This window comes from Paenarthrobacter sp. R1 (genome assembly GCF_030264015.1).
Classification (GTDB): Bacteria; Actinomycetota; Actinomycetes; order Actinomycetales; family Micrococcaceae; genus Arthrobacter; species Arthrobacter ureafaciens.
The window spans coordinates 432,451-449,624 of sequence record NZ_CP127115.1; the positions used below are offsets into that span (position 1 = coordinate 432,451).

A 17,174-nucleotide genomic window follows, 5' to 3' on the forward strand; every position below is an offset into this window, starting at 1 on the left:
GTCCAGCAGCTTACGCCGTGTTTGCCGCCCTTCGCGTACGCCGCCGCACTCCTCCGGTTTCATCGAGGCCCAGCTTCTTCAGCTCCTCTTCGCTCCAACCGTCCCGGCGTGCACGGGCATGGGCGCGCTTGTTCTCCCGTTCGGCTTCTTTAACCTGTTCCGAGAGCTGGTCCCTGCGCGGCCGGGCCTTGGCGAGTTCGGTCACCGAGGCAATCCGGTGTCTCAATAGTTTGCGCGCCTGGTTCTGTGTTGTTTCGAGGTCAATGGCTGCCATGCCTGACACCCTAACTAGACCATCAGAGCAGCACCAGAGCATCCCGGCGCTTACTCAACACCGCCGGAAAAACGATCCGCAGCGCCGGCTAGGTGTAATACCCATGGACGTTGGTGATGCCCGGTGTGGGTGCGTGACATGAAGACGACCTCCGGATGGGGTGGTGCTTGCGACAGTCATCACGCCCGACCCGGAGGTCTTCAATGTCCCACGCTGACGCCGTCCTGACCCCGAAGGGCCGGCTCCGACTGGCCCGCTGCATCGTCGAGGACCGGTGGCCGCTGGCCCGGTCCGCCGTCGAGCAGTCCTTCAACCGCTTCATGCAATGGCGCGGCGTCGCCACCGGTACGACAAGCTCTCGCTCACCTACCGGGCCGGCGTCGCCCTCTACGCATGCCTGATGTGGCTACGCCAATAAAGAGACACGCCTTAGGCCGTGTTGATCAAGTGGTTTCGGTGGTCGATGGGCGAGTCTTGAGGGATGACGCGTCGCGAGGTCTCTGACGAGGTGTGGACCGTTCTGGAGCCGTTGATGCCGACGGTGACGGGGAGGTCGCGGCCGTGGACGGATCATCGTCTCGCGGTTGAGGGGATGGCGTGGAAGTACCGGACGGGTGCGCCGTGGCGTGATCTGCCGGAGCGGTTCGGGAAGTGGAACTCGGTCTATAAGCGGTTCACCCGGTGGGCGCACGACGGCACCTGGGACAGGCTGCTCGCCGAGGTGCAGCGGCAGTCCGACGCGGCGGGCCGGCTCGATTGGGTGGTGTCGATCGACTCCACGATCACCCGCGTGCATCAGCACGGTGCGACCCTCGCCCGGGACACAGGGGGCTCCACCGAATCACAAGAATCCGTGGTTCGAGCCGCCTGACCACGCGATTGGCCGGTCCCGTGGCGGGTTGACCTGCAAGATTCACCTGGTCGCCGATGGCAAGGGGCGGCCGCTGGGATGGGTGCTCACCGGCGGCAACATCAACGACACCACGATGCTGGCGACCACCCTCGAACACATCCGTGTCCCCCGCCCAGGCGTCGGAAGACCACGAACGCGACCAGATCGAGTCCTCGCCGACAAGGGCTACCCGTCGAAGACGAACCGTGCCTGGCTGCGTCAGCGAGGGATCGCCGCGACCATCCCGGAGCGTGACGACCAGATCGCTCACCGCCGCAAGAAGCCGGGACGCCCGATCGACTTCGGCGACGAGCAGAAGCTCCGCTACCGCGGCCGCAACGTCGTCGAACGCTCCTTCAACAAGCTCAAACAGTGGCGCGGCATCGCCATGCGATCAGACAAGACCGCCCGCAGCTACCGAGCCGCCATCAGCCTCGCCACCACCCTGATCTGGATCAAAAGCGACTTGATCAACACGGCCTAGGACCGGACGGTAAGCCGGCCTTCCTTCATGTCGTCACGCAGCTGCGACAGCATGTACCAGTGCGCGCCCTTGGGCTTGAGTGAGATGTAGTGCTCGTGCTGCTTACCACCCTGCTCCCAATCCAGGACCATCTCCGGACGGCGCAGCAGGCCCTGGTATTCGTCGACGTCCGCACGGATTTCCACGCGCACGCGATCGTCCCCCGGCGGCACCAGCAGCACTGCGACGTCGCCCTCGTAGCTCAGTGAGACCTCCTGGGCGAGGAGCCGCCGTACGTCGGCCGTGCAGATCTCTCCGCGGGCGACGTCGAAGACATTCTTGCCGTGCGTGGCGCTCTCCCAGGTGTCGATGCACTCGATCAGCATTGAGCATCCCTGGGCAATACGGATGACGTCGGCCTCGTCCGGCGGCCAGCTGCCCTCCTGCATCTCGATGAGCATGCTGTTGAAATCCTGTGGGGTGCGCAGGAATGCGTGGTCGAGGGCCATGGGATTCGTGCTCCTGGGTCGGGCGTGAGCGGGTGGCGACTCTATAGACGTTACCTCGATCCGGGGTCGCCGTGAATGATCCGGGCCCTCTCTGACCGGCGTGCCGGCGCGGGTCTCGCCGCTCCCATTCGACTCGCTGCGAGACTCGCTCTGACTCGCCATTGGACTCGTTCTGTCGATAGACTGATCACTGATTTATGAGTCGATTGGTTTATGAGTCACCGACGAAAGGGAGTCATGATGGTTGTCGGGATCCTCACCGAGAAGCCGAGCGCGGCGCGGCACTTCGCCGCAGCCCTCGGCGGCATGAACGGCACGTACAACGGGGAGCAGTTCGTCATCGCCCACGCCCGGGGCCACCTGTACGAGTTCGCCGATCCGCACCGGATGGTCGCGGATCCGGATGCGGCCGAGAAGTACCGCACCTGGGACCTGGGCAACCTGCCGTGGGACCCGCAGCAGCTCGACTGGAGCCTGGAGGTGATCAAGGACGCGGGGCCGGTCGCCCAGGACGTGAAACGCACGCTGGGCAAGTGCGACGAGATCGTCATCGCCACCGACGTCGACCCCACGGGCGAGGGCGGCATGATCGCGGTCAACGCCTTCCTTGAGCTGGGGCTCAAGCCGGGCAAGTGGTCGCGCATGTACTTCACCGACGAGGCCCCGGCGTCGCTGCAGAAGGCGTTTGCCAGCCGCAAGGCGATCGCCTCACTGCTGGACTTCGATGAGTACAAGAAGGCCCGCTACCGCTCGCAGTTCGACCTGCTCTCGATGCAGTTCACGCGCATCGCCACGAACATGGCCCGCCAGTCCGGGCAGGACACGGTGCTGCGCCAGGGCCGGTTGAAGTCGGCGATGGTCAAGCTCGTCGGCGACCAGCTCAAGGCATACAACGACTACGTCAAGAAGCCGTTCTTCCAGAACCGGTTCCGCGACGAGAACGATGTGATGTACACGAACCCGGAGGAGCCGCGGTTCGACCGGAAGGACCAGGTGCCGAACCAGTACGGCCCCTCCCCTGTCGTGCTGGACGGCAAGGCGGCGAAGCAGACTGCGCCGCCGAAGCTGCTGGACCTGGCCGCGCTGTCCTCGCTTCTGGTCGGCAAGGGGATCAAGGCCCAGCTGGTGCTCTCGACCTATCAGAAGATGTACGAGGCCCAGGTCGTCAGCTACCCGCGCACTGAGGACAAGATGATCACCCCCGAGCAGTTCAACGAGCTCGCGCCGCTGGTGGACAGGATTGCCGGGGTCGTGGGGGTGGACGTGAAGCTCCTGACGCACCGCCAGCCGCGGACGACGCACGTGAAGCCGCAGGGCGCGCACGGCGCGAACCGGCCCGGCCCGAAGGTGCCCGCCTCTCTCGACGACGTCGAGCAGCGCTTCGGCAAGGCCGGCCGCCTGATCTACGAGACGCTGGGCAAGAACTATCTGGCGATGATCGCCGAGGACTACGTCTACGAGCAGCAGAAGGGCCACGTCAAGGACTACCCGGACTTCGTGGGCATCGCCAACGTCCCGCTGTCGGCGGGCTGGAAGGCGGTGTTCGACCCGGACGCGGGCGACGACACGGCCGAGGGCGATGAGAACGAGTCTGCCAAGGGTCTGGGCACCAATGCCGAGCCGTTCGTCTTCGAGGGCGCGAACAAGCGCCCGGAGCACCCGAGCATGAAGTGGCTGATGAAGCAGCTGGAGAAGCGTGACGTGGGCACCGGTGCCACCCGCACCTCGACGTACTCCGAGGTGACCTCGACGAAGACGAAGTATCCGCTGCTGGTGGAGAAGGGGCGCAAGCTCACCCTGGCCGAAGCCGGTGACATGAGCTGGCGGCTGCTGCCGGGCACCTGGATCGGCGACCTGGCGCTGACCGAGAAGGTCTACGCCGACATGAAGGAGATCGCCGCAGGCACGGGCCCGAGCGCCGAGGAGCGCCTGGCGGTCGTCGCCGACTGGGTGCGCGAGGACATCGCGACCATGCAGCAGAACGCCGCGACGATGCGCTCCGAGCTGGGACTGAAGGAGGAGGCCGTCACCCGGAAGGAGCGGGCGCAGGGCACCTGGGCCAAGACGGGCAAGGGTGTGGTGTTCGCCCGGGAGTGGGGCGGGCACCGTTTCACCGATGACGAGGTCGCCCGGCTGCTGGCCGGGGAGACCATCGAGTTTTCGGCGAAGAGCACGACGGGCAAGGCCTACGAGGTCTTCGGCGAGCTCGGCGAGAGCACTTTCAAGGGCCGGAAGTTCGTCGGCTTCCAGAAGCTCGGCTTCGGCCGCCGCGACGCCAGCGGCAACGCGCTGCCGCCGGAGTCCTGGTGCCACTACACCTTCACGCCCGAGGAGATCGACCTCCTCATGGCCGGCGAGGGCGTGGAGTCCAGCGACTTCGTCTCGAAGAAGGGCAACCGCTTCCAGTGCAAGGTCTTCTTCCGCGAGGAGAAGAAGGGCGAGGGCAAGAAGATCGTGCCTGACTTCGAGGCTTCCCTGGACTCCCCGCCGAAGAGCTGGTGCGGCGTCGCCTTCACCGACGACCAGCTCGCCGCGCTGGCCGCGGGCAAGACGATCAAGGGCACGGGCTTCACCTCGAGCAAGGGGAAGAAGTTCGACGCCCAGCTCCAGTGGAAGGACGAGGGCGGCAAGAAGAAGCTCGTCCCCTCCTTCGGATGAGGCAGCGCTGACTGACCGCTGAATAAGCATTCACCGATCAGTCAGATAGACTGCCCCGCCACTTACATCAGCGTTATACGGCACCGTCCGACGGCATCGGATCGAACTTTCGAGTCGCCGGGCGGTGCCATTTGTGCGTCAGTCGCGCTCGATTCGATAGGTCTATCTAAGGTAGAGTGGCTATGTATCCCTCATCTATGAGGGCATTCGGACAGGCGCAGACAGACCAGTGGTGGTAGCAGGGAGAGATTCATGGCGAAGATGTCGTATAAGGTGCCGACGAGCCTCAACAGGTCGTTCCTTGACCACGAGATCACGCTCAGCAAGGGTGGCTGGGCGGCCAAGCCCTCCCCCATCAAGCAGCTGTTCTTCTTCGGCGGGGGCGTGCTGGCGCTGCTGTGGGCGGTGACGCAGACCTTCGTGGCGAGCTCGGGGCCGGTGTTCATCACGCTCTTCGTCATCTGGGGCCTGGCACTGATCGTCTACTTCGGCGGGATGACCAAGACCAAGGAGCTGCGGGCGATGAACGTGCCCGCCCTGCTGGCGTATGCCCCTCCCCGGGCGCGCAACGTCTTCACCCGCCGCAGCTCGGACCCGAGCGACTTCTACTCGATCGTCGGCATCGACGGCATCGAAGAGGATGGCCGAATCCACTTCTCTGACGGCGGCGAGGGACAGGTGTATCTGGTCGTCGGCTCGGCGTCTTACCTGCTCTTCGATGAGGACCGCATCGCGATCCTGGACCGGGTCGACGCCTTCTGGCGCAAGATCGACACGAACTGCGAGTGGGCCTTCATCACTACGAAGGAACCCCAGAGGATCTACCACCAGGTGGCCTCGCTTGAGCACCGCAACCACGCCCTGGAGGTCCGCGATCCCGATCTGATCGAGCTGCAGAACGAGCAGTACGACATCCTCACGCAGCACGTCGGCGGCAAGTTCACCTCGATCCACCAGTACCTGCTGCTCAAGGGCAAGAGCGCTGACGCCCTGCGCCGGGCGCACATGGTGCTGCAGGCCGAGGTCGAGGGGTCCGCGCTGATGATCAAGGAGGCGACGGTCCTTGACCGCGAGGAGACCGAACCCATGCTGCGGGTCTTCTACCAAGGCATCGACGACGAACTGCACTCTCTCAAGGCATCACTGGGCTGACCGGGCCGAGCTGGACGAACAAAGGAAGGACGAAGGGTGACATGGCGCTGATGACGAAGGCCCGCGCGCAGCTGGGCATCCCGGGGAAGAAGCCCCGGGGCGGGGACGCGACGGGCGTGCCGGGCGTGGACGAACTGGAGGCTGCCTTCGAGGGTGCTCCCGAGCAGGCCGAGGTGGCCGAGCAGAAGAAGAACTGGTGGCTGCGCCGCCAGGAGATGAAGAAGCTGGAGGGGCGGTTCGACTCGTATCCGCACCTGCTGGCCCTCAAGCCACGGGAGAAGTACGTCTTCCGCTCCGACTACTTCGAGGTCGATGGCTCTGTGGCGTGCGTGCTCGCGTTCTTCCACGACGACGCTGCCCACGACAACTTCGCAGCCTTCTGGGGCATCGACCGGATCCCGGACGGACTCGACGAGCGCGTCACCGCGGTGGTCCTGGAGCAGGTGCGCCGGATGGACGAGAAGTGGGTGGACTCGTTCACGAAGCAGTCTGAGAAGCTCGACCGCCTCGACGCGAACGAGCAGGAGGAGACCGGCACGACCTCCTCCAAGCGCAAGGCCGCGAAGATCTCCTCCGACCTGGAGGTCACCATCGGCGAGATCCAGGACGGCGCGAGCTACCTGTCGGTGCACAACAGGCTGTTTCTCAAGGCCCCGGACCTGGAGACGCTGGACGACTCAGTCGACCGCGTCACGCGCCTGTACATCGACCGCTTCGGAACGCTGAAGGCGGCGGCGTACGCCGGCGAGCAGCGCCAGGAGCTCTCGGGCCTGTTCAAGAACAACGAGAAGAAGCGCGGCAAGGGCTTCCACTTCACTTCGACCGAGCTCGCGGGCTCGTACTCGCTGGTGACCAACGGCCTGAATGACCGCGGCGGCGAGTACGTCGGCTACATGGTCGGCGACGTCAACAACTCGGCCGTGCTCATGGACGTGAACCGGTACGAGCACCACGTCGTCGTGGCCGACGCGACGCTGAGCGAGTACCTGGACCGCCAGCGCGTGTCGAACATGTGGTGCTCGAAGCTCTCGCAGGCCTGCATGCTCGGCAACGGCTCGGTGGTCCACCTCGTGCTGGACGGGGCGGACCTGGACAAACTGGGTCCGACGTTCGAGCGGCTGACCTCGCGGGTGGACCTGAACCGCGGCGACGTCAACCCCTTCGAGATGTTCGGCGACGAGGACGACGAGCTGACGGTCTTCGCCGCGCAGATGGAGAAGCTCAAGCTGATGTTCGAGCAGCTCTATGAGTCGACTGACGGTTCGGTGGCCTCGATCATCCGCAGCGCGCTGGAAGACACCGCAACGGACTTCTACGTCGAGCAGGGCATGTGGCGGCACAACGCCAAGGACCAGCGCCACCGGCTGCGCGTGGTCAACATCCCGCACGAGCAGGTGCCGCGGCTGCAGATGTTCGTCTCGTACCTCGACACCGCGCACAAGGCCCTGCTGAACTCGAGCAAGACCGACCCCGACCAGCTGCGGGCGTACAACGTGCTGCGCGGCATCGCGAACACGATGCTCAGCACGAACGGCGACCTGTTCAACAACCACACGGCTTCGGCCGTGGACGGGGTCCGGGACGCGCGGCGCGTGGTCTACGACTTCTCGCGGCTGATGCGCCGCGGCAAGGGCGTGGCCATGGCCCAGTTGGTCAACATCGTCGGCTTCGCTGTCGGCAAGCTCGGGCTCGGGGACACTGTGGTGATCCACGGCACCGAGCAGATCGACGACCGCGTCAAGAAGTACCTGCGCGACCAGTTCGACCACATGCACGAGCGCGGCGGCCGCGTGGTCTACAGCTACAACGACGTCGACAAGATGCTCGCGGACTCGGACTTCAACAAGTTCGACGCCGCGGATTACACGCTCTTCGGACCGATGCGGGACCGCACGGTGGCGGAGTACCAGAAGCAGCTGCACCAGCAGATCCCGCCGGACCTCGCCCAGCTCATCACGACCAAGGGTGAGAACCTCACCTACCTGCGCCGGGATGTGTCGAACGTGGTCTTCCACCTCGACCTCGCGCTGGGGATCAACCCCTTCCGCGAAGCCCAGCGCAGGCAGGTGCGCCTGGAGGCCGCCAAGGCCGACGAGGCGGCCCGGATGGACCAGCTGATGAAGGACAAGCCGGCCCCCGGCGCGAAACTCACCAGCGCCCGCCAGAGCGTGGAGTCCGAGGAGGACCGCTCCGAGGACCTGGTGGGACGGGCCGACCGCAGGAAGGCCAGGAAGAAGGCCGGGAGCGCTCCGCAGAAGCTGGGCAAGTCATGACGGCCATCACGGACACGACGGACAGGGAGGGAAAGATGAACGGGACCATTACGCTCGCGGCGCGGGCCCGGGCCGCGGCGACTGCCCGGGGCGGGCTGGTGCGCGTCCTGGCCCTGCTGCTGCTCGTGGCACTGGTCGTGCCGCTGCTGATGACGGTGTTCGCGCCGTCGGCGCATGCTGCCGACGACGAGGAGCGCGACAACTACTCGTTGTACCAGCTGGCGTCGAACGCCTCGACGTACTTCAGCCAGGAGAACTCCCCCGAGGGCAAGGACAAGCCCGAGGAGCGGATGAACGAGGACTGGCGGGCGATCACCGCCGACCCGGCGACGGGCGGCAACATGCTCGGCTACGCCGACCCCGAGTTCAGCCTCTTCAACGTGGTCGGCTGGCTCTTCGCAGAGGCGACAGGCTCCACGCAGACCATCGGCTACGACACGCTGAATGGGACGGCCAGTGGCAGCGGCACCAACGTCTACGCCGGCATGGTGGACTACGCCCACTTCGGCGCGGCCAACGCCGACCTCGGTCTGGACACGATGTCCTCGGGCATCGGCGGCCAGATCCTTGCGCTCATCGGCGGCGGCGCGATCTGGCTGCTCTATGCGATGGCGCTGGCCGTGGGCACGCTGTTCTACCTCATCATCCAGCTGCTGAAGGTGCTGAATCCGTTTATGTGGTTCTACCAGGCGGTCGCCGGCGTCGCGGACTCCGGCGGCAACACGAACAGCGCCCACCAGCAGGACCTCGCCGAGGGGATGACCGGCGGCCAGGCCGGCGGTGGTGCCCTGGCGGGACTGCAGCACTGGATCGCGAGCTGGTACGGCCTGCTGCAGTCCATCGCCTGGGAGGCGTTGGTCCCCCTCTTCATCGGGTTCCTGATCATCGGCCTGGTGCTGTTCAAGAAGATGGACCGTGGCTCGGCGATCAAGAAGCTCGTCGTGCGCGTCGTCTTCATCGGCGTGGGCCTGCCGCTGCTGGGCTCGCTGTACACCGGCGTCCTGGACAAGTTCGACGACTCGCTGCTGGGCCAGCACGCCGGCCCGACGCGCGTGGTGCTCTCCACCTACGTGGACTTCGAGGCCTGGATGATGAACGACCGGCTCGGCGTCCCCGACGAGGCCGTCATTGCCTGGGACAACGGCCAGGCCAGCAACCACGCGATGATGTCGGTGCGCACGACTGCACTGGCGATCAACAAGCAGGCGCACGGCTCGACCTTCCGCGACATCAGCGTGGGCCCCGGCGCGACCAACGCCGAGACGGCCTGGAAGAACAGCCTGGTCGGCATGGAGGGCAGCCCCACGGGTGACTTCAATGCGGTGGGTGCGACCTTCGGCATGCTCAACAGCTACATCTCGGGCCAGATCACCTCGGCGTCGGACTTCGAGTCGGGCATCAAGAGTGCGATCACCAACCTGCCGGTCAGCAGCGACGTGAAGAAGGAGTGGTTCATCGACAAAAAGTCCTACGGTGACAGCGACAACTTCGGCGGGCACGGCGAGTCGGACTACATCCCGACCAACCACCCGGTGCTGGCGGTCGGCGGCAAGGGCCTGACCTCCTCGAACCCGGGCGGGAACACGACGAGCTTCTCGACCCAGGGCACCAAGCACGGCTGCGGGTTCTCGGTCTGGGCGGACGACGCCCCGGTCGCCTGCAACATGTCGGCACTGTCGGCGTACAACTACCTGAACACCGGCTTCGGTCCCGATTCGATGACGATGTACAGCTCGAACAACGTCACCAGCGGCCTGACCCGCGAGGACCACATGGCAGTCAGCCAGGTCGGCACGGGCCCGGCGAAGTTCATGTACTGGCAGAACGCCGGGGTTGTCCTTGGCAGCATGGTCCTGCTCGGCTTCTGGTACGCCATCGGCATGCTGGTGGGCGCGGTCAAGCGCACCTTCAGCCTCGTGGCCGCGGTGCCGTTCGCCACGCTGGGCGCGATCGCCGCGATCAGCAAGGTGATCGTGTATTCGGTCGCGCTGATCCTCGAGGTGCTGGTGACGCTGTTCATCTATCAGTTCGTCTCGGAGCTGCTGATCTCGATTCCGGACATCATCTCCGGACCGGTGTCGGCTTGGATGTCCCAGGACGGCCTGTGGGGCTCGGGCATGCTCGGCGGGATCATCGTGGTCATCCTGACCCTGATCTCCTCGCTGCTCATCATCGGCATCACCCTCGCGCTTCTGCGGGTGCGCAAGGTCGTGCTGCAGGCAATGGACGAGGTCTTCACCAAGCTGGTTGACAAGTTCCTCGAGACCAACACCGCGCCGAAGCCGGACAAGAGCGGCATGCTCCCCGCGCTGGCCGCGGGGGCCGGGGCTGGAGCGGGCATGGCCATGGGCAACAAGCTCGCCTCGGGCGTCGGCGGCAAGCTCGGCGGCAGCGGGGCTACGAAGCCCGGCGGTACCCCCGGTGGCGGCAAGGGTTCGTCGACCAACGCCGGCGGCCTGAACGGCGAGCAGAAGTCTCTTGCTCCCGGGAAGGGTGTGCTGGCCCTGGCGGCCGGTCCGAACGACGGCCCGGAGGTCGGCCCCGACGGCGGCAGCCCGGCCGGTCCCGGTCCGGTTCCCGGCGGCGGTGGTGACAGTGGCGGCCGTAGCCCGTCCGCTGGTGGTCCTGAGGGTCCTGGCGACAAGGGCGGTCCTCTGCAGCTCACGGGCGGCAAGGCGGGGAGTTCCCGCTCCGACAAGGAGACCGCGCAGACTCTGAGCAGCAAGGGTGGCCTGTCGAATCTCGGTTACAGCACCGGCCAGGGTCAGCAGCCCGGTCAGCAGGGCACCGGCGGCCGCGGCGGCCAGGGTCCTTCCTCTCGGGGTGGCCAGGCCACTGGCGGCCAGACGAGCTTCGGGCTTGGCGGCGTGCAGGGTGCTCCTGGTACCGGGCAGCCGGGCCAGGGTCAGGCCCAGGGTCAGAAGCATGACGGGCTTCCTGGCGGCACCGACAGCGGTGCACACACCGGCGGCGGCCGCAAGGCGGTCACCGGTCAGTCGGCTCCGGCGCAGTTCGGCACGGGCCAGCAGTCGGCTCCGGCATCCTCGGGCCAGATCCCACGTTTCACCGCGGGTACCGGCGGGCCCGCGCAGGTGAATCCCGTCGCCGCCGCGGTCCCGGGCATTCCGGTCGTTCCGGGCACCCGCGCGACCCGGGCCGCCGAGGGCCAGCAGCCGCAGGCCAAGGCCGGTTCCGGTTCCCGTGCTGTGCAGGCGGGCTCCGGGGCTCCGCAGAAGGGCGGCAGCCAGCGCCGCAGTCCGCAGGCTCCTGTCCAGGTTCCGACCGGCCAGAGCGGTGCCCATCGGGCTCCGGTCCAGCCCCGCACCGGCGCTCGGACGCAGGTGCAGGGCAAGCCCGGTCAGCGGCCGCAGGCTCCGGCTCCGGCTCCGGCTCCGGCCCAGCCTCGTGTCGGCGGCCGGGTCACCGGCGGTGCTCAGGGCAGCCAGGGCGTCCAGCCGGTGCCGGGTAGCGGACGCCGTTCGGCATCGCAGGCTCCGGTACAGGCTCCGAAGGTCCCGGTTCAGCAGCCGTCGCAACAGGCTCCGGCCCGGACGCGACGGACGGCGGACCCGGCTCCGAAGCGTACGGACGGTCCCGTGTCGCGGAAGAGGTCGGCTGAGGACCCGAAGGACTGATCCGATGGTGATGAGGGCGGCGCACTCCGACAAGGGGTGCGCCGCCCTTGGTCTGTCGGCGGAGAAGGGACGGAATGGATGAATCTGCGAGTCAAGGCGCGCGACGAGTTCCCGCGGGGCTGGTGGCACTCGGGCCGGTGGTGGCTCGAGGGGGCGCGCGAGCTGGGGGTGAACTGCCTGGCTGCGCTGGCGGCTGTGCTCTTCGCGCGCGAGGCGCTGCGGCTGGTCCGCGATCGGGACAGCCCCGATGACCTGGCACGCCGGCGGGTGCCGACGGAAGGCTGGGTGGCCGGGCTCCTGCTCGGCTGCATGGTCTTGGGCAGTTCGACGGCCCTGGCAGCGCCGGCGGGCTCTTCTGGTCGGGGCCTGGTCCAGGCGGCGGTCCTCGTGGCCATGCTGTGGTGGCTGGCCAACGTGTTGGTTTCTTTAACCGCCCTGGCGGTGCTGGCCAGGTCGCGGATCCGGCATCGCGACGTTTGGGCCGAGATCGATTTCATCAAGGCTCACGCGCCGAAGTACGGACGGCCTCCGGAGACGGTCGAGGAGTATCGGGCGCTGCGCCTGAAGGGCGGACGGCTGCAGGGCCCGTAAGAGATAGTCAGCAGTCAGACGCAAGAGGCCCCCAGCGCCCCGGTTCAGTCCCTCCTGGGTCCTTTGTCGAAGATCCGCGAGATGCGATCGATTCCTTCGGCGCTGAAGATGTCCGAAACGGCACCGGCGGTCCCGCTGCGCGGAAGCTCCGAGCGCAGGGTCAGCTTGGCGTAGCCCCTGGTCGGCCGAGACTCGATGACGTAGACGATCTCGTGCGAGACGAAGGCCGAGGTGTCCGAGTCCGGTTTCTTCTGGTGGGTGAGCACCCGGAAGCCGGGACGGTCGCCGATGTAGTCGAAGAACCTGCCAAGCTTCTCCTCCTCGAGCCGCCGCCGCTCCCGCGCGTTGTGGCCCGAGACCTCGATCAGGTGGATGTGCGTGCAGTCGACATCGTCCGTCGGCCGGCGGATGTCATCGAAGTCCCAGGTGGCTCTTGCCGCACGCAGCTGCTCGTCGCTGGGGTACGCCACCCGCTCCTTGTAATACCTGATCGGCCCGATGCGCGTCATACCCGACCTCCTGCATCCTGTCCGGTGCACGGGTGCGTCCCGGAAAAGAAAAGGCAGAGCCCCGCGGACGCGTGGTCCACGGGGCTCTGGTGCTGCAGGTGGATGGGGGCAGTCAAGAGGTCAGCCTCCTCAACCGCAGTACTTGGTCTTGACGGCCTTGCCCTGCTCGCTGTCGACGGGCACGAGCACGACGTCGTTGACACCGTTGGAGAAGACGAACTCCATGGTCGACTTGTCCTTGCCGAAGCTGATCGAGCCGGTTTCGGTGGTGCTGCGCCCAGCCTCGGTCCAGTCCACGGAAGACTTGGACTCATTGATCTTGCCGGTGCCGCGGACGGTGTAGGCGTCCTCGAGCTCACCCTTCGCGGCGGCCGCCTTCGGGTCATCGAGGACAGAGTTGATGGAGTTGCAGGCGAGGTCCTGGCGGCTGGCAGTGTCGAAGTAGGTGATCTGGTCGCCGTCCACCACGACGATGTCGCCATTCTGGCCCTCGGAGGTGGCGAAGTACCGCCCGTCTCCGCCGGAGCTGCTGCAGCCGGTGAGCACGAGCGCGGCGCATGCCAGGGCCGCCGCGGTCGCGGCCAGATTGGTCCGCGTCACGTGTGCGGTCCTGGTGATGTTCATGGCTTCTCGTCCTTTTCGTCGGTCCTGTCGTCCTGGCTCTGTGTCCAGGCAATGAGTGTTCGGAAGGGTTCAGCGTCTCGGCTCCACAGTTCAGAACCGTTTCCCCGAGCCCCCGTTCCCAGGCCACGCCCGGGAGCCGAAGCTGGACCATCCACGCCCGCCTGGACGGACGATCTGCTCAGCCGGGGCTGAGCGGGATTTCCACTCGTATACCTGTTTTCTCTACCAGTATGGCAGACCACGTACCACATGTACCACCTTGCACATGTCAATCAGGAGACGACAGGGACAACTCCAGGCACAGGGAGCAGCAGGCGTGGCTCTCGGCCGCGAAGGTCACGAGGACGTCGGCGCTGTGCCCGGTGTGCCATTCCGGGCCGTCTGGACCGGGGACGGCACCGCAGACGGGCAACAGGTCTTCGGGACGGGCGTAGAAATGGTGGACAGTGGTCTGGGCGGCGGATGCAGTAGGCATGAGCCCATTGTCCATCAGCACTGGTCGACCTGGTCAGGAGCTTTCGTCTGAACGCAGGCCAAGACCGAGGTTAGGCCTGAAGAGGTTCGTCGCAGGCTTTGCAGGCCTTCCGGCTGCCAACACCGGATTCGTCGACGACCAGCAGCCTTTTGGGGTTGTCGTCCCAGACATTGCCCACTGAGTTGCACCAAGCAGGGTGGAAGACCTTACCTGAGCTCACCACGTAAACCTGGCCTGGACCTATTTTGGGTGAGCCATCGCTGCGGCGTGATGCTGGTTCAACGGGGTGTAGCTGTCCTAGTTCTTTGGACTCCTGCTTGGCTTTTGCTGCGGCCTGCCAAGCGCGGCGCGGACGAGGTGTCATTGATCCATCAGTTTCTGTTGAGGCCGAAGTCTTGTCATCAGTGCGTCATTGTAGTGGGACTCGGCCGAATCCACTTCGTAGATGGCGTGCCGGCCCCGAGAACGCGAAGAAGGCTGAAGACAACGGCAGGCTAACTACGGCCTCCGCAACAGGTATGCGCACGGGACCAACGCCGACCCTAGCGACGTGAGCGCGCACAGGCAGTCGTACGTCCAGCTCCTCAGAATGCTCGAGTCTTTGGTGCTCAAGATAGGCGACGACTTCCAGGTGTCGGTCGCACAGAACACCGCAACTGCCAGAGGCCGCGCAGCTGTTGCTGGAGGGGAACAAATGATCGACGGGGGTGTTCACGATCAGGTCCCACAACATCGGACATGCAGCCGTGCTTGGCGGAGGAGCATATCGCTGATCGTCGCCTAGCTCGACGGCAGGCCGAGCCTATCGAAGAACGCCCTGTTCCGCTCTGTGGCCGCATTTACGAGACCGTCGAAGCTGATGACTTCGATGTAGGCCTTGTAGGGCTCGATGTAGCCGAAGTACCCGAGCCCGTCATGTGTCTTGGTCAGGCCCGACAGCTTGCACATGCGCTCCATCGTCGGCGTCAGGTCCGCGATGACGTAGCAGAAAGCCGGCGGCTCCTGCGCGCTCGACGGGATCGGTCGCCCAGTTGCAGTCGCCGCCTTGCCCTCACGGACGCGGGCGACGTAGTCGAGGCACTGTGCGATGGGGTTCTTATCCTCCGCCGTCGCATCATTGCGCATGGGTCGCTTTAGCTCGACGACGACGATCGACTGCAGCGGCAGCTTCTGCCCTTCGGACGCGAGCACAGGCAAGTCCGGCTCGAGCACCCGGGTTGCCAGAATGTCTGGTCTGCTTGTCGAGGCATCGTCCGTGACGGGCATGTTCTTGAGCGTCTTGTCGGACGCGAGGTAGTCGTGGAAGACGAGCCGCTCGTCGAGGATCCAGAGGTTTGACGCGTCGACCCCGACCTCGTTCGAGTCCTGCCGCATCGGGAAAAGCAGCTCATGGATACGGTCCTCGCGGGCGTACTTGCCGTTGCCGTCCGACTCGATGAGTTTCGCGAGGATGTCGAGGGTCGTTCGTCGTCGGGCGACGTAGTTCGCCAGGTCGGACTGGTTGAACTCCTTCACCATCTCAAGGTACTTGGCGAGGCGCTCGTCGTAGTCTTCGGGCTTGTCGCCGCTTGAATCCGCGAACACGGCCTGGCCCTCTGCCAACAAATCGGTTTCGATCCTCTGGGCATGCTTGTGCAGCTCCATTTCGAGGTCTGTGTCCTTCATCGACGGGTCCACGACGATCCCGGCTGATTCGATGCGCTTCATGAGCGGGCGGTACTTCGGCCCCTTGGTGCTCACGTATTGGTGGATCCGCTCCTTGCTCGCGACCTGCGCCGATGCCAGCGGCTCGATCAGCGCCTTCGAGACCTCCTGCAGGACGCCTGTTCGGATGTCGTCGAGCGTCGGCTCGTCGATCAGGGCGTCGCCCGCCATGCGCTCCGGCAGGTCGAAGTCCGTACGGTCGGCCCTGACGTGGTCGTTTAGGTAGGTCGAGGACAGGTAGCAGACGTAGGTGAACTCAGTTGAGGTGCCGTCTTTCATGCGCGCGTAGAGGCCCGGCAGCTTCCCCGCGATGCTCTCGTCTTTGACGACCCGGTTCGCGGCGCACCAGTGCAGGCGCGGCGTCGCGTTGCGGGCCGAAGTCTTGAGGCGGAGGTTGAGCATCTCGAACGTCTGACCCTTGACCTCGAACGACGCTGCGGTCTCGGAGTGCCCGAGCTCTTCGACAAAGTCCTTGAGTGAGAACGTTTCATCGTCGTCAGACACGAACACGTCGGGAGCGCCGCCGTCGCGGAGGAAGTACCAGATACAGTGCTCGAAGATTTCGCGCGCGATGGCCTCAACCGTCTTCGCCGCGCTCTGCTGGTACGGCTTCTTGAAGCCTTCCAGACACACAGAGCTGCCGGCATCGGTCAGTCCGTCGGGCGCGTCGTCGCGCACGACGTCCTGACTGACCGAGAACCTGAACTGACGTCCCGCAAGGGTCCCACCTTCGTAGTAGGCGCTGCGCACCTCGACGCGATCGAACGCCACGAGCCAGAGGAGCCGGCCCACGCCGCGGCAGCCGATACCGGCCTTGTAGTCGCTGTCGAGCGTCTCGAAGGACGTCATGTTGTCGGGCGTGAACCCGATGCCGTTGTCCTCGACGCTGAAGCCGGTGATGATCTTGAGCGGTGCGCGGCCAGGAGCGCCCGCGCTAAGGTCGAACGCGCCCTGCTGCTCCCGGTGAATCCGGACGGTGAGACGCCCTCGGCCAGCAGCATCGTCGGGGAACCGCGCGTCGATCGCCTGGATACCGTTGACGACCGCCTCGTGGAGCGGGAGCAGCGCATGGGTTTTCGGCAGTGTCGTGTTCCGCACCCGCCCTGCCAGCGATGTCTTCAGCGCCATGGTCCCTCCTCCGTTCGTTCGATGTTATGACAGTAGCCGCGACCACTGACGTGGAACTTGTAATGCCTCGTTCCAGTCTGACTCAACCACTCGACCGGCAAGACATGAATATCAATGGGAAGAGCAGTCGAGCACGGCCACGTCCGGATCCCCAGCGTGACGGTCGCGCGCCCTTCGATCACCGCATGCTCATCGGCCCCCACGAGCGAATCAATCTAGCGATTTCGCTGGCAAACCGGGCAAAAATGACTCGAACGATTCATGAAACGTTCGCGTATGATCGGCGT

At 65.7% G+C, this 17,174-nt stretch carries 14 protein-coding genes; 7 read left to right on the forward strand and 7 right to left on the reverse strand.

Annotated features, from left to right (window positions below; translation table 11 throughout):
* Window positions 1-10 precede the first annotated feature (10 nt).
* A complete protein-coding gene (locus QN084_RS02180) occupies window positions 11-274 on the reverse strand; it encodes a hypothetical protein (protein WP_069695087.1) in 264 nt (87 codons plus the stop codon).
* A gap of 203 nt (window positions 275-477) precedes the next feature.
* Between QN084_RS02180 and QN084_RS02185 the strand changes: the two genes are divergently transcribed.
* Both QN084_RS02185 and QN084_RS02190 read left to right on the forward strand, forming a co-directional pair.
* Entirely contained in the window at window positions 478-675 is a 198-nt protein-coding gene (locus QN084_RS02185) for a leucine zipper domain-containing protein (protein WP_069695088.1), read from the forward strand.
* An 80-nt stretch (window positions 676-755) separates the two neighbouring features.
* A protein-coding gene (locus tag QN084_RS02190; RefSeq protein ID WP_206599970.1) for an IS5 family transposase occupies window positions 756-1,650 on the forward strand; the annotation gives its coding sequence in 2 pieces (ribosomal slippage) (window positions 756-1,100 and window positions 1,102-1,650; 894 coding nt in all).
* Here the strand turns inward: QN084_RS02190 and QN084_RS02195 are convergent.
* Window positions 1,647-2,138, reverse strand: coding sequence for a hypothetical protein (locus tag QN084_RS02195; protein ID WP_069695089.1), 492 nt, complete (start codon window positions 2,136-2,138; stop codon window positions 1,647-1,649). The two genes, QN084_RS02190 and QN084_RS02195, sit on opposite strands and share 4 nt — an antisense overlap.
* A gap of 237 nt (window positions 2,139-2,375) precedes the next feature.
* Here QN084_RS02195 and QN084_RS02200 point away from each other — a divergent pair, with 237 nt between their 5' ends.
* From QN084_RS02200 to QN084_RS02220, 5 genes are all read left to right on the forward strand, one after another.
* On the forward strand, window positions 2,376-4,796 hold the full coding sequence (locus tag QN084_RS02200) for a type IA DNA topoisomerase (protein ID WP_206599682.1): 2,421 nt from the start codon (window positions 2,376-2,378) through the stop codon (window positions 4,794-4,796).
* A 252-nt stretch (window positions 4,797-5,048) separates the two neighbouring features.
* Window positions 5,049-5,948 carry a hypothetical protein gene (locus QN084_RS02205; protein WP_069695090.1) on the forward strand — a complete coding sequence of 300 codons (900 nt, stop codon included), beginning with the start codon at window positions 5,049-5,051 and terminating at the stop codon, window positions 5,946-5,948.
* A 41-nt stretch (window positions 5,949-5,989) separates the two neighbouring features.
* Window positions 5,990-8,221 carry a hypothetical protein gene (locus QN084_RS02210; protein ID WP_069695091.1) on the forward strand — a complete coding sequence of 744 codons (2,232 nt, stop codon included), beginning with the start codon at window positions 5,990-5,992 and terminating at the stop codon, window positions 8,219-8,221.
* Window positions 8,218-11,856 (forward strand): hypothetical protein, encoded by a 3,639-nt coding sequence (locus tag QN084_RS02215; protein WP_069695092.1) that lies wholly within the window; start codon window positions 8,218-8,220, stop codon window positions 11,854-11,856. Before QN084_RS02210 ends, QN084_RS02215 begins: the two co-directional genes overlap by 4 nt.
* Window positions 11,857-11,934: 78 nt before the next feature.
* Window positions 11,935-12,447, forward strand: coding sequence for a hypothetical protein (locus tag QN084_RS02220; RefSeq protein WP_069695093.1), 513 nt, complete (start codon window positions 11,935-11,937; stop codon window positions 12,445-12,447).
* Between the two features lie 44 nt (window positions 12,448-12,491).
* On the opposite strand, the gene QN084_RS02225 is transcribed toward QN084_RS02220, so the two are convergent.
* The 5 genes from QN084_RS02225 to QN084_RS23980 form a co-directional block, all read right to left on the reverse strand.
* Entirely contained in the window at window positions 12,492-12,956 is a 465-nt protein-coding gene (locus QN084_RS02225; protein WP_069695094.1) for a hypothetical protein, read from the reverse strand.
* A 129-nt stretch (window positions 12,957-13,085) separates the two neighbouring features.
* Window positions 13,086-13,580 (reverse strand): hypothetical protein, encoded by a 495-nt coding sequence (locus QN084_RS02230; RefSeq protein ID WP_069695095.1) that lies wholly within the window; start codon window positions 13,578-13,580, stop codon window positions 13,086-13,088.
* A 268-nt stretch (window positions 13,581-13,848) separates the two neighbouring features.
* The gene (locus tag QN084_RS02235) at window positions 13,849-14,055 is read right to left on the reverse strand and encodes a hypothetical protein (protein ID WP_069695096.1); all 207 of its coding nucleotides are present in this window, start codon (window positions 14,053-14,055) and stop codon (window positions 13,849-13,851) included.
* Between the two features lie 780 nt (window positions 14,056-14,835).
* Window positions 14,836-16,887 carry an ATP-binding protein gene (locus QN084_RS02240; RefSeq protein ID WP_069695098.1) on the reverse strand — a complete coding sequence of 684 codons (2,052 nt, stop codon included), beginning with the start codon at window positions 16,885-16,887 and terminating at the stop codon, window positions 14,836-14,838.
* A 215-nt stretch (window positions 16,888-17,102) separates the two neighbouring features.
* A complete protein-coding gene (locus tag QN084_RS23980) occupies window positions 17,103-17,168 on the reverse strand; it encodes a zinc finger domain-containing protein (RefSeq protein ID WP_352231360.1) in 66 nt (21 codons plus the stop codon).
* Between the last annotated feature and the right edge of the window lie 6 nt (window positions 17,169-17,174).